Annotated in this window: 12 protein-coding genes; 7 read left to right on the forward strand and 5 right to left on the reverse strand. The window is 66.7% G+C overall.

What is annotated here, in order from left to right:
• Nucleotides 1–272 precede the first annotated feature (272 nt).
• The 4 genes from ASE72_RS20500 to ASE72_RS00500 form a co-directional block, all read right to left on the reverse strand.
• Nucleotides 273–890 carry an SCO family protein gene (locus ASE72_RS20500; RefSeq protein ID WP_162235446.1) on the reverse strand — a complete coding sequence of 206 codons (618 nt, stop codon included), beginning with the start codon at nucleotides 888–890 and terminating at the stop codon, nucleotides 273–275.
• 74 nt (nucleotides 891–964) lie between these two features.
• On the reverse strand, nucleotides 965–2,026 hold the full coding sequence (locus ASE72_RS00490) for a multicopper oxidase domain-containing protein (protein ID WP_056015448.1): 1,062 nt from the start codon (nucleotides 2,024–2,026) through the stop codon (nucleotides 965–967).
• A gap of 15 nt (nucleotides 2,027–2,041) precedes the next feature.
• Nucleotides 2,042–3,244 (reverse strand): multicopper oxidase domain-containing protein, encoded by a 1,203-nt coding sequence (locus ASE72_RS00495; protein WP_082445698.1) that lies wholly within the window; start codon nucleotides 3,242–3,244, stop codon nucleotides 2,042–2,044.
• A gap of 179 nt (nucleotides 3,245–3,423) precedes the next feature.
• Nucleotides 3,424–3,915, reverse strand: coding sequence for a LuxR C-terminal-related transcriptional regulator (locus tag ASE72_RS00500; RefSeq protein ID WP_056015450.1), 492 nt, complete (start codon nucleotides 3,913–3,915; stop codon nucleotides 3,424–3,426).
• Between the two features lie 552 nt (nucleotides 3,916–4,467).
• Here ASE72_RS00500 and ASE72_RS00505 point away from each other — a divergent pair.
• The 5 genes from ASE72_RS00505 to ASE72_RS00525 all read left to right on the forward strand — a co-directional run bounded on the left by ASE72_RS00505 (nucleotide 4,468) and on the right by ASE72_RS00525 (nucleotide 8,612).
• Nucleotides 4,468–5,901, forward strand: coding sequence for a PAS domain-containing sensor histidine kinase (locus ASE72_RS00505; protein WP_056015452.1), 1,434 nt, complete (start codon nucleotides 4,468–4,470; stop codon nucleotides 5,899–5,901).
• Nucleotides 5,891–6,478: a response regulator transcription factor gene (locus tag ASE72_RS00510; protein ID WP_056015454.1), complete on the forward strand. Its 588-nt coding sequence runs from the start codon at nucleotides 5,891–5,893 to the stop codon at nucleotides 6,476–6,478. The genes ASE72_RS00505 and ASE72_RS00510 overlap by 11 nt, the downstream gene beginning before the upstream one ends.
• Before the next feature lie 168 nt (nucleotides 6,479–6,646).
• On the forward strand, nucleotides 6,647–7,159 hold the full coding sequence (gene dut, locus ASE72_RS00515) for a dUTP diphosphatase (RefSeq protein ID WP_056015456.1): 513 nt from the start codon (nucleotides 6,647–6,649) through the stop codon (nucleotides 7,157–7,159).
• Nucleotides 7,160–7,308: 149 nt separating this feature from the next.
• Nucleotides 7,309–7,818 carry a hypothetical protein gene (locus tag ASE72_RS00520; protein ID WP_156350028.1) on the forward strand — a complete coding sequence of 170 codons (510 nt, stop codon included), beginning with the start codon at nucleotides 7,309–7,311 and terminating at the stop codon, nucleotides 7,816–7,818.
• The gene (locus ASE72_RS00525) at nucleotides 7,815–8,612 is read left to right on the forward strand and encodes a HesA/MoeB/ThiF family protein (RefSeq protein WP_056018578.1); all 798 of its coding nucleotides are present in this window, start codon (nucleotides 7,815–7,817) and stop codon (nucleotides 8,610–8,612) included. The genes ASE72_RS00520 and ASE72_RS00525 overlap by 4 nt, the downstream gene beginning before the upstream one ends.
• A 16-nt stretch (nucleotides 8,613–8,628) precedes the next feature.
• Here the strand turns inward: ASE72_RS00525 and galU are convergent, their stop codons facing one another.
• On the reverse strand, nucleotides 8,629–9,498 hold the full coding sequence (gene galU, locus ASE72_RS00530; protein ID WP_056015459.1) for a UTP--glucose-1-phosphate uridylyltransferase GalU: 870 nt from the start codon (nucleotides 9,496–9,498) through the stop codon (nucleotides 8,629–8,631).
• 167 nt (nucleotides 9,499–9,665) lie between these two features.
• Between galU and wecB the strand changes: the two genes are divergently transcribed.
• Both wecB and wecC read left to right on the forward strand, forming a co-directional pair.
• A complete protein-coding gene (gene wecB / locus ASE72_RS00535; RefSeq protein ID WP_056015462.1) occupies nucleotides 9,666–10,814 on the forward strand; it encodes a non-hydrolyzing UDP-N-acetylglucosamine 2-epimerase in 1,149 nt (382 codons plus the stop codon).
• A gap of 11 nt (nucleotides 10,815–10,825) precedes the next feature.
• Entirely contained in the window at nucleotides 10,826–12,121 is a 1,296-nt protein-coding gene (gene wecC, locus ASE72_RS00540) for a UDP-N-acetyl-D-mannosamine dehydrogenase (protein WP_056015464.1), read from the forward strand.
• Nucleotides 12,122–12,173: the final 52 nt, after the last annotated feature.

Below are 12,173 nucleotides of genomic sequence, written 5' to 3' on the forward strand. Positions count from 1 at the left end.
CGACCCGGCACATGGCGGACAGAGCCGGCCGAACGCGGCGTCCACGCTCGCTCGACGGATACGTTCCGAAGCGCAGAGACGTAGGGAAGCGCAGCGTCACCCGCGCGATCCGCCCCGCGGAACCGCTGCGGCATCATGCATGCTATCGTGATGACGGCAGGCCGCCGCCGCACCCCGCCGCCGGCGCGGAGGGGCAAGGTGCGGCGGCGGGGGCCCGATCCGGTGACGATGTCGACCGGCCGAGACGATGGCGGAAACGGCGTGCTGGCGCGTCAGGTCATGCGCGCCAGTTGCCGCAAGGTCCGCTCGATGTCCGCGACCGACTGGTCGTGCATCGCATAGCCTGCGACACGCGTGTCGGGCGCGAGGAAATAGATCAGCGACGAATGGTTGATGCTGTGGCCGAGCTCGCCCGGCCGCGGCGGAATATGCTCGCGGGCGACCGCAAAGGCGCGGGTCGCGGCGGACAGCTGCGCGCGCGTGCCCGTGGCGACGATCAGCTTTCCGTCATAGGCCTTGGCAAGCGCGCGCATTGCCGCGACGCGGTCGAGTTCGCCATGACCATGCGCATGCCCCGAATGCCCCGCCATCGCGGCGGCCGCACCCGGTCGACGAAACCGCATCACCCCCAGCGGCGGCACGTCGATATCGACGAACATCGCGCGTGCAGCGACACCCGACTGACGCAGCAGGTCCGCCGTCCGCACCATCTTGGGGATGGCGATGGGGCAGCTCGCGCGGCACCGGCTATAGCCGAAGAACAACAGCGTCCAGCGCCCCCGGAAATCCGCCTGCGCTATCGTGCGACCGACGGTGTCGGAGAAGGCGAACGCGCCGCCCAGTTGGGCGATGCCCGGCGCGACGGCGCCGTGATCATGGCCTCCCGGCATGCCGCCTGCATGCCTGTTTGCGGAAGGAACGGGCACAGTCGCACCGGTTGCCGCGCGCGTGTTGGACGGGCCGGTCATGACACGACGATCTGTGTCTTGGCCACGCCGCGGCCGTTGTCGTGCACGCGGCGGGTGATCCAGTGCAGATACTCGATCGTCGCGCCGATGCTGCCTCGCTGTGTTGCCGTAAATAGAAGGTCCAGCCGCCCGGCGGTCGTCAATTCGATCGGCGTGCCGGCGGGAAACACGATCGGCGCATTCCAGCTTTCCTTGCCGAGCCGGTGTCCGTCGCAGGACACACAGGTCACCGCCACCTGGAAGGTGACGCGCAGGATGCAGTAGCTCGCATTCAGGACGCGGATCAGGACGGTGTCGCCGACCCGCGCGGTCGCCGCGACCTTCTGGTCGTTCATCGTCTTGGTGTTGAACACGCCGTTGATCAGGAAATATTGCGGCTCGAAGCGGTTCATCCCGACATTTTCGCCGCACATGCCGGCATCGTGTTTCTGGCCCATCACATTGTGCCAGCGGATGTCCATGTCGTCGCACACCCAGAACCGCTCGACCTGGTAGCGCTGGTTCGGGGCATTCGGCACGCTCGAGGAATAGAGATATCCAGGCCCCTCCGGCGGGTCGACGATCAGACCGCCGAACAGCCCCATCTCGAAATGCAGCGGCGTATTGCGATGGCAATGATAGAAGAACGTGCCCGCGTTCGCCGGCTTCCATTGATAGGTATATTGGTCCTTCACCTCGAACGAGACGTGACCGACGCCATCGTTCATCGTCGATGGCTCGATGCCATGGTGATGGATGGTATGCGCATTCTTCGCGGTCAGCAGCTTGACGTGGACGACCTGCCCCTCGCGCACGCGCAGCAGCGGTGAGGGATACGGCGCCTTCACGCCGCTCGCCGGGTCCTCGAACGACCAGTAGCGCAGCTTCGCGCCATCCGGCGCCATCAGCTGCCCGCTGGTCGAGACCTGGCGCACGAAACTGATGTCGGGTGCCAGCTTGTCGGGCGTCGGGGGACTTTCCTGAAAGACGTTGCAGCCGAACGTCTGGTAATTGCTGATCCCCTTGACCCCGGTCTTGGTCCAGTCGATCCCCGATGCACTGACGGTATCCGCGCCCATGGTCTGTTCCCGCTGTCAGAAAGTGTAGATCGGGCCGGTCATCGTCCAGTGCGTGACGAGCCCCTGCGGATAGTTCCCGCCCCCCGCGGTCTGCGACATCTCGGTGTGGCAGTGCATCACGTAGCGCAGCGGAAACGGCTCCTGCTTCGGCGGCCAGACGGCGATGTCGGGCGGGCGTTCGAACGGCAGGATCATGTCCTTGCGATCCATCGGCCGCATGATCCACACGTCGCGCTCGTAAACATTGGTCTCGCAATAGGGCACGCCGCTCGCGTCGGGCTCGGTGCATTCGAACAGGTGGTTGCCGTGGATATGCGCCGAATGCGTGCAGAGCCCGGCGTTCATCACGCGCAACAGCGTCGGCTGCCCCTGTCGCCCGACCGGCTCGATCGCCTGCGCACCCGCGAGGTCCGCGCTCGTGGTGGTGGAGTGGGTCGCCGTATCGAAGCCGCTAAGCCCGTTGATGTGGAAATAGTCGGGCAGGAATGCGTCGACCAGCGCCTGGCCTGAAATGCGGTTTCCCGATGCCGCGCGCGCATTGATCGTCGAGTCGGTCTGTGAAAACACCCACACCTTGTCGCGTGCCGCATCCTGCGGGTTCCAGCGATCGCCGGGGAAGCGCGGATGCCGGCCGAACGCATCGAACACCGCGGCAATCTGCGGCGTGTGCATGGCGCGACTGAACGGCGTCGGCGACCCCATCGCCGTCGTGCCGAGCGCAGGGTCGACGACGAACGCGCCGTGCAGCCCGAGGATGCGGTTGAGCGGCGCCTCGAGCGGATCGTGATACAGATACGAGCCGCCGACGGGTGCGACGAACATCGGCACCAGCCGCGTCTCGCCGGGCGGGATCGCCGCGACCGTGGCCTGCGGGATCCCGGTGATCGCAAAGCCGTGCGCGACGATGTCGTTGTTGGTGACGCTTAGCGAAACCGTCTCGCCCTCGCGGTACCGCAGCACCGGCTGCGGCTGCCCCGTCGTCAGGAAATAGAACACCATGTAGACGATCTTGCCGTCGATCATCTCCTTCTCGACCGGTTCGATCACGAGCTGGAGCAGCCCCGCCATGCCGGTCGAGGACGACGTCACCGTCGGCGCCGCGGGCCGCGGCGCGACCGCGAGTGGCTCCGTCGACGGGGTGATCAGCTGCTGCGCCGTCGCCGCCAGCGCGACGGTGGTCGCCCCAGCCCCGACCTTGAGGAAATCTCGACGCTCCATCGGTTGCCCTTCGCCCTTGAGACGTAATGTTCGCCAGTCCATGATCTGTCGTGGTGACGTACTGATGCGCCGTGCCTGGTCGCGCGATCAATTAGGCCAGTCGACCTAGTCTGGTGGATAGACCGTACCGGCCGGGCATGGGCGAACGGTCTAGCCGGACACCCTGCCTTGTGCGTTCGTCAGTAGGCACGCGCGTGGACCGACGCGACGGCGCCTGCCCGGCTGTGCACGCCCAGCGCCTTGAACAGGCCGCTCAGATGCACCTTGATCGTCCCCTCCGCGAGGTTGAGCCGGTGCGCGATGTCCTTGTTCGATGCCCCCTCGGCGAGCAGGTGCAGGACCTGCTCCTGCCGCCGCGTGAGCGCACCAGCACGCCGGTCGTCGGCGTGCTCGGGGATCGCCAGGTCGGCGACGCTGTCCGGCAGGTAGACATGACCCGCGGCGACCATCCGCACCGCCTTCGCGATCACATCCATGGGCATCGATTCGAGGACATAGGCGTGCGCGCCGGCACTGATCAGCGCGAGGATCTTCATCCGCTCCTGCCCTTGTCCGACGAACACGATCCGCAGGCGGGGATAGGCAAGCCGCAGGTTTCGCACCGTGGTGTGACACTGGCCGTTGATGACGTCGGTGTGGATGATGATGAGGTTGGTCGTCTGCCGATGCACCAGATAAGACTGTGCAACACACCAGCTGGATGCTTCCAGAACGGTCGCTATGCAAAGTTCGCGTCGCAACAAGTTGGATATTCCGAACCGGAATATCTCTGATCCACTTGCCACAACCGTGCACGAAGTATTGACTACATGCTCAATAACAGCGTCGTTTCTCATGGTGCCCCCATGCGACTATAAGTTCATCAAATTATCGGGGTGATAACTCCAACTATCGTCGGGTCAGACGGTGCGGCAGCGTGATAATACGAGCAACTCCGTAGGATTACCCATCTGTCCCATTGTGTTACAGTCGATGACCGCGTGACGCGACGCGTTTCGGATACGCGATGGCGCGGAACCAACGATTGCGCCGGGATCCCCTCGTCACCGGCGCGCAGCGGGTGCGTTCCGGATCGATCCCGACTCCGTCAACGCGGCTGCGCCAGCCTCCGTATCTTTACGGATATACGCGGCTGACCGTTCAGCTAAGCTTAAGTAATTCCTTCTGTACGCGCACAGCCGGCATCTCGACCGGTGCAGATGAAATTGGGGGAGAGGGCTGCCGTGCAGCGACTATGGGCGAAGGTCGATCAGCAAGCGCCGTCGACGGAATGGCCTCGCAGGCTGGCCCATGGCGTCGCGCTCGGCGGTGCCGCGCTGTTTCTGACGACGATCAGCCGGCACCTGATCGGCGTCGACCTGCCCTTTGCCTTTGCGCTGGTCGCGGTCGCGCTGGCGGCTGCGTGGGGCGGGGCGCTGACCGCGGTCGCAGTCGTCGTCACCGCAATCCCCGCGGCGGTCATGCTCAACCCCGACCATCCGTTCGTGACACCGGTCAATATCGTGGTCGTCATCGTCTTTTCGCTTATCCTGGCGCTGTTCGGCGGACACACGACCGCGTTGCGCAAGCGCGCCGACGTCGAGGCCAGCCGGTCGCGCCGGCGCGAAGACTATCTCCAGTCGATCTTCGGGACCACGCCCGCGGCGATGCTGATCGCCGATGCCGCCGACAACATCCTCGCGATCAACACGAGTGCGCGCGACATATTCGGGATCGGGGACGAGGACGTCGAACGCCTGACGCTGGCGACGCTGTTGCCGGGCTGGTCCAATGCCGACGTCGATCCCTGCTGCGTGCAAAGGGCCGACGGAAAGCGGTTGACGCTGTCGGTCTCGAGCGTCGCTTTGCCGCCCGCGACGGACGACCTGCGCACGATCTACATCCGCGACGAGACCGACCGGATCGCCGCCGCCGAAGCGCTTGCGCTGCTGCAGGCGGAGCTCCACCAGCTCGCGCGCGCGACCGCGCTTGGACAGCTCGGCTCGGCGATCGCGCATGAAGTGAACCAGCCGCTCGCCGCGGCTGCCAATTACGCCAAGATCGCGCAGGTCGCGGCGTCGCGCGGCCCGATGACCGCAGAGGTCGGCGACGCGCTCGACTCCGCGCTGCAACAGATATTCCGTGCCGCCGACGTGCTGAAGGGCCTGCGCCGGTTCGTCCAGCGCGGCCCGTTGCAGGCGGAATGGGTCGATGCACGGCAGATCATCACGGAGGGGGCAAAGCTCGGCGCCTTTGCGGTGCGCCAGGCGGGCGCCGAACTGACGGTGACGATCGACGACGACATCGGCGAGGTGTTCATCGACGCGACGCAGATCCAGCAGGTCCTGCTCAATCTCATCGCGAATGCCGCCGACGCTGTTGCCGACAGCGCGACGCGCACGATCACGCTACGCGCGTTTCCCGGCCCGGAGGAACGCTGCACGATCACCGTGTCCGATACCGGCCCGGGCCTCGCCGCGGAGATCGAGAGCGCTCTCTTCACCCCCTTCCAGACGACCAAGCGCAACGGCCTCGGTGTCGGCCTCGCGATCTCTAGGACGATCGTCGAGGCTCATGACGGGCGGATCACGGGCGCCTCGAACCCGCGGGGCGGCGCCAGCTTCTCGTTCACGCTGCCACGCCGGTCCTGTCGCGAGGAGCTGGCGGGTGCCGCATGACGGGATCATCTACGTCATCGACGACGAACCCGAGATGCGGCGGTCGCTCGAAATGCTGTTCGCCGTCGAAGGCCTCGAGAGCCGGTCGTTCGCGAGCGCCGAGGCGTTCCTCGACGCGCTCCAAGGCTTGCCGAAGGGCATCGTCCTCGGCGACATTTCGCTCGGCGGCATGAGCGGGTTCGAGCTTCTGCTGGCCCTGCCGTCGCTCGGCCGGTCCGATCCCGTCATCCTCATCACGGGGAACGGCGACATCCCGCTCGCGGTGGCGGCGATCAAGGCGGGCGCCGCCGATTTCCTCGAAAAGCCGTTCGAACCGCACGAGCTTCTGCACGCGTTGAAGCAGGTCCGCCAGCGCATATCCTCCTCGACCGACATCGAGAAATGCCTCGCCTCGCTATCGCGGCGCGAACGCCAGGTGCTGCGGCATATCGTCGAGGGCATGACCGCCAAACAGACCGCCGCGAGGCTCGAGATCAGCCCGCGCACCGTCGAGACGTATCGCGAGCAGTTGATGAAGAAGACGGGTGCGACCGGCCTCTCCCAACTTGTCCGCTTCGGGATCGCGGCGCGGGTCTGAGCAACGACGCGACGGGGCGGCGATGCCCGTCATCCGGCCGGCACGCTTGGAACGACGGCCTTATGCCCCTACTCTAGCAACAGCACGGCGCCGGCTCGGCCAGCCGATGGCCATGCCCGCGTAGCGGGACGCTGCGCCGCCGCGCCACAAAAGGATGTTGAAGACGCCATGACCTTCGAAAAGAACCCCCATCTCGAATTGCGGGTCCTTGACGACCGCCTCTACGACTGGGGGCTTCCCAAATATCAGACGGACCTGTCCGCCGGGATGGATCTGCACGCCTGCATCGCCGAGCCGATGACGTTGCAGCCGCAGGCGCCCGCGGTGCTGATCCCGTCGGGGATCGCCATTCTCATGAATTCGCCCGACATGGTCGCCTTCCTGCTTGCCCGGTCGGGGCTCGGTCACAAGAAGGGTCTCGTGCTCGGCCAGGCGGTCGGCACGATCGATGCCGATTACGCCGATCAGATCTTCATCAGCGCATGGCTCCGGACACCCCCCGGCAGCGAACCGATCGTCATTTCGCCCGGCGATCGCATCGCACAACTCGTCTTCCTGCCAATCGTCCGCCCGACCTTCTCGATCGTCGATCGCTTCAGTGCGTCGTCGGCGCGTGGCCTCGGCGGCTTTGGTTCGACAGGCGTGACGGCGACGCAACCCGCGGCCTCGGGCAGCGACTGAACCGCAGACGGACGATCGCACAGGCTGCGATCGATGAAAGGAACGCGAATGTATCGTTTATCCAGCGCGGCATGCTCGCCGCCTCGGGTGGCCCCAGGCGCCACGGGCTTTGCGACGCGCGGGCCCGGGGGTTGCGGGGCGACCGGGCGATGATGGGGCTTTCCATCACCGTCCTGGCGCTGTCCGCGGCAATGGCGCAGGTCGCAGTCCCGCGGGATTCGGTGGCGGCGATCCCGGCGCAGGAGGGTGCGTCGCCGCACCAGGCTCCGCTGCCGGCCCCCGCCCCAGTCATCCCCGCCGGTCCTGCCGCGGCCCCGCTCCCGCCACAGGACTGGTCGGCGCTGCCCGTGCTGCGGTTTCGCCGCCCCGTCACGCCAACGACCGAATCGACGGCGTTCGTCGCGGGCCAGGTCAGTTCGGGACAATGTTCGGGCGCAGCACGCACGCGCGACGGCTGGCAGCTAACGATCCACCTCGCGCTGTTCGCCACCGCCGACGGCCGGATACGCCGCGTGACGCCGCGCGCGATCGACTGTCCGACGGTCGAGCAATATGCGGCGGGGCTGCTGCTCGGCGCCGCGCGCGACAACATCGACCTGCGCGGTGCGGCGGGCGACATCTGGTATCGCACGACGATGACGTTCGGGTGGAAGGCGTGACGCTCGGCGATGACGAACTGACGCGCTACGCCCGGCACATCGTGCTCAAGGAGTTCGGCGGCGCGGGCCAGATGCGGTTGAAGGCGGCGACCGTCGCCGTGATCGGCGCGGGCGGGATCGGCTCGCCGGCGATCCAGTATCTCGCCGCCGCGGGCGTCGGGCGGCTCGTGCTGATCGACGATGATCGCGTCGAGCCGTCGAACCTCCAACGCCAGACGATCTTCCGAACGGAAGATCAGGGCATCGCGAAGGTCGAGGCCGCAGCGATCGCCGCCCGCCGCATCAACCCGCACGTGACGGTCGATACGCACCAGCTCCGGATCAACCCGGACAATGCCGGCGTGCTGCTCGCGGGGGTCGATGTCGTGCTCGATGGCTGCGACAATTTCGCGACCCGGTTTGTCGTCGCCGATGCCGCCTTCGCCGCGCGGATCCCGCTGGTGTCCGCGGCGGTCGGGCAATTCGAAGGCCAGCTCGGCGTGTACCGCGGCTGGGAAAGCGATCGCCCCTGCTATCGGTGTTTCGTCGGGCAGGATCCCGAGCGCGCCGAGACGAGCTGCGCGGAGGACGGTATCCTCGGCCCCGTCACGGGCGTCGTGGGCAGCCTCGCCGCTCTCGAGGTGCTTCGCGCGATCGCCCCGTTCGGTGAGGACATTGCGGGCAAGTTGCTGCTTGTCGATCTGATGGCGCTGCGCTTCCGCACGATCCGCCTGCCGAAGGATCCCGGCTGTCTCGGCTGCGGAACGGCCGCGATGACGGCTCCGGAGGATGAGGATCGGGAGGGGGCCCGCTGAGCCCCCTCCCCTGCACTCATCCCAGCAGCGTCTTGGCGAACGCGCGGACGGCCGGCCCGATGTCGTCGCGCGCCAGCGCGAGCGCCAGATTGGCCTGGATATACCCCGCCTTGTCGCCGCAGTCGTAACGCTGCCCGTCGAAGGTGAAGCCGTGGAATGGCTGGTTGCCGATCAGCTGCGCCATCGCGTCGGTCAGCTGGATCTCGCCGCCGGCACCCTTTTCCTGACCCTCGAGGATCCGCATCACCTCGGGCTGGAGGATGTAGCGACCGGGGATCATGAGATTGGACGGCGACGTGCCCTTGGCGGGCTTCTCGACCAGCGCGGTGACCTCGGTCAGGCGCCCGTCGATCGCACCCGGCGAGATGATGCCGTATTTGTCGGTTTCCGAATCCGCGACTTCGAGCGCACCGATCACGTTACCGCCGACCTGGTTATACGCCTCGACCATCTGCTTCATGAAGCCCGGCTTGCCGACCATCAGCTCGTCGGGGAGCAGCACCGCGAACGGCTCGTCACCGACGATCTCGCGTGCGCACCACACGGCATGGCCAAGGCCGAGCGGCTCCTGCTGCCGGACGTAGACGGGTGAACCGGGCTTCTGCCGGATGCCGTCGAGGATCGACAGCGACTTGCCGCGCGCGCGCATCGTCGCCTCGAGCTCGAACGAAATGTCGAAATGGTCCTCGAGCGCACCCTTGCCGCGTCCGGTCACGAAGATGATCTGCTCGATCCCCGCCTCGAGCGCCTCTTCGACCGCATATTGGATCAGCGGCTTGTCGACGACGGTCAGCATCTCCTTCGGCATCGACTTGGTCGCAGGCAGGAAACGCGTTCCTAGTCCTGCGACGGGAAATACGGCCTTGCGTAGCGGTTTGATCGTCATTCGGTGCTCCCTTTGGTCTTCCCGTTCCGGCGCACGTCGCGGTGAAACGTCGCGCATCGTCTCGAGCAGTCTGGTATCATCTATCCGCATATCGACGCCGAAACGGCTCGGCAAATCGATCGCGGCAGTTAGCGCGTCATTAAAGACGTTCGGTGTAGGCGAGTTCCATGTCAAAAATACTCGTCATCTTCGGCACGCGCCCGGAAGCGATCAAACTCTTCCCCGTCATCGCGGCCCTCGCGGCACGGCCCGGGCTGTCGGTCCGGACCTGCGTGACGGCGCAGCACCGGGGTTTGCTCGACCAGGTTCTGGCGATCGCCGGACTGGTGCCCGACATCGATCTCGACCTGATGGAGCCCGGCCAGACGCTCGACCGGCTGACCGCGCGGTTGCTGGTCGGGCTTGGCGAGGTGATGGATTCCGAACGGCCCGACCTCGTCGTCGTGCAGGGCGACACAGCAACCGCGATGACGGGGGCGCTGGCCGCCTATTACCGCAAGGTCCCGGTCGCGCATGTCGAGGCGGGGCTGCGCTCGGGCGACATCCACCATCCCTGGCCCGAAGAGGTGAACCGCCGGATCGTCGCGCCGATCGCGATGCTCCACTTCGCACCGACGCAGACCGCCGCAGACGCACTGTTGCGTGAAAACGTCGCCGCGGAGACCGTCCACGTCACGGGCAATACGGTGATCGACGCGCTGCACTGGACGCGCGACCGGGTCGCGGCGGATCCAGGGCTCGGTGCCGGCCTCGACGCGGTCGTGCAGCGGTTCGCAGGCAAGCGCGTCGTCCTGGTGACCACGCACCGGCGCGAGAATTTTGGCGACGGCATGGCGTCGATCGCGCGCGCGATCGCGCGGATCGCCGCGCGCGACGACGTCGCCGTGATCTTCCCCGTCCACCCCAATCCCAATGTCGTCTCGGTGATGGACGCGATCCTCGGCGACCGGTCCAATATCGCGCGGATCGAACCGCTCGACTATCCGACCTTCGTGCGCGCGCTGGGTATCGCGGACATCGTCCTGACCGATTCGGGGGGCGTTCAGGAGGAGGCTCCCGCGTTCGGCAAGCCCGTGCTCGTCATGCGCGAGACGACCGAGCGCCCCGAGGGCGTCGCAGCCGGCACCGCCAGGCTGATCGGCACGGACGAGGACCGGATCGTTTCCGAAATCTTCACGCTGCTCGACGACAAGGCGGGCTATGCGGCGATGGCGCGTGCGCACAACCCGTTCGGCGACGGCCGGTCGGCGCCAAGGATCGCGGCGATCATCGCGCAGAGGTTCGCACCGACCCTCGCGCCAGCCGGCACTCGTTAGGATCATCGTCCATGCTTTCGGATACTGAAATGACCGTCGTCGTGATGGGGCTCGGCTATATCGGCCTGCCGACCGCAGCGGTGATCGCGCGCACCGGCGCGCGGGTGCTGGGCGTCGACGTCACGCAGCGCGTGGTCGACACGATCAATTCGGGGCGGATCCATATCGAGGAGGTCGATCTCGACGGACTGGTGTCGGGCGTCGTCGCGCGGGGAACACTGCGCGCGTCGATGACGGTCGAGCCCGCCGACGTCTTCGTGATCGCGGTACCGACTCCGTTCGACGACTCGCATGCGCCCGACATAACCTATGTCTTGAATGCCGCGACGACGATCGCCCCCGTGCTGAAGACCGGCGACACGATCATCCTCGAATCGACCTCACCCGTCGGCACCACCGAGAAGGTGCGCGACCTGATCGCCACGCTGCGCCCCGATCTGCGCGTGCCCGGGCGGACGGGCGAACAGGCCGACATCGCGATCGCCTATTGCCCCGAACGCGTGCTGCCGGGGCGGATCCTCGTCGAGCTGATCGACAACGACCGCGTCATCGGCGGAATCACGCCGCGGTGCGCGCGCAAGGCGCTCACCTTCTACCGCCGCTTCGTCCGCGGTGCCTGCGTCACGACCACGGCGCGCGCCGCCGAGATGACGAAGCTGACCGAGAACGCCTTTCGCGACGTCAACATCGCGTTCGCCAACGAATTGTCGCTGATCGCCGATACGATGGGGGTCGATGTCTGGGAGGTCATCCGCCTCGCCAACCGGCACCCGCGCGTCAACATCCTCCAGCCAGGCCCGGGCGTCGGCGGCCACTGCATCGCGGTCGATCCATGGTTCCTCGTCCATGCGGCACCCGACCAGACGCCGCTGATCCGCACCGCGCGCGAGGTCAACGACGGCAAGACCGAGCATGTCATCGCGCAGGTCGCGGCGATGATCGACGCACAGCCCGGCGCCGCGGTCGCCTGCCTCGGGCTCGCGTTCAAGGCGAACATCGACGACTTCCGCGAAAGCCCCGCGATGAAGGTCGCCAAGGCGGTGGCCGAGCGGTTCGGCGAGCGCGTCCGGATCGTCGAACCCTATGCCGCGACGCTTCCCCCCGCGTTCGACGGGACGGGCGCGACGCTGATCGATGTCGATACCGCGATCGAGACATGCCCGATCATGGTCGTGCTGGTCGATCACGACGTCTTCCGCTCGATCCCGCTCGAGGAACGCGTGACCAAGACCGTTCTCGACACGCGCGGGATCTGGACCGACCAGCCGCGCCGTGCACCGGGCGACGCGCTCAGGCTCGCGGGATAGGCGATCGCGCACGCGGGCGGTCGCATTTCTGCGTGACCGTGACGTTCAATCG

The sequence above is a fragment of the Sphingomonas sp. Leaf20 genome, from assembly GCF_001421535.1.
Taxonomy (GTDB): domain Bacteria; phylum Pseudomonadota; class Alphaproteobacteria; order Sphingomonadales; family Sphingomonadaceae; genus Sphingomonas.

Excerpts from the sequence above, each read along its gene's own strand:
- ASE72_RS20500 (WP_162235446.1), bottom strand. The coding sequence starts at position 890 with ATGCCGGGAGGCCATGATCACGGCGCCGTCGCGCCGGGCATCGCCCAA.
- ASE72_RS00490 (WP_056015448.1), bottom strand. The coding sequence starts at position 2,026 with ATGGGCGCGGATACCGTCAGTGCATCGGGGATCGACTGGACCAAGACC.
- ASE72_RS00495 (WP_082445698.1), bottom strand. The coding sequence starts at position 3,244 with ATGGAGCGTCGAGATTTCCTCAAGGTCGGGGCTGGGGCGACCACCGTC.
- dut (WP_056015456.1), top strand. The coding sequence starts at position 6,647 with ATGACCTTCGAAAAGAACCCCCATCTCGAATTGCGGGTCCTTGACGAC.
- ASE72_RS00520 (WP_156350028.1), top strand. The coding sequence starts at position 7,309 with ATGATGGGGCTTTCCATCACCGTCCTGGCGCTGTCCGCGGCAATGGCG.
- galU (WP_056015459.1), bottom strand. The coding sequence starts at position 9,498 with ATGACGATCAAACCGCTACGCAAGGCCGTATTTCCCGTCGCAGGACTA.
- wecB (WP_056015462.1), top strand. The coding sequence starts at position 9,666 with ATGTCAAAAATACTCGTCATCTTCGGCACGCGCCCGGAAGCGATCAAA.
- wecC (WP_056015464.1), top strand. The coding sequence starts at position 10,826 with ATGCTTTCGGATACTGAAATGACCGTCGTCGTGATGGGGCTCGGCTAT.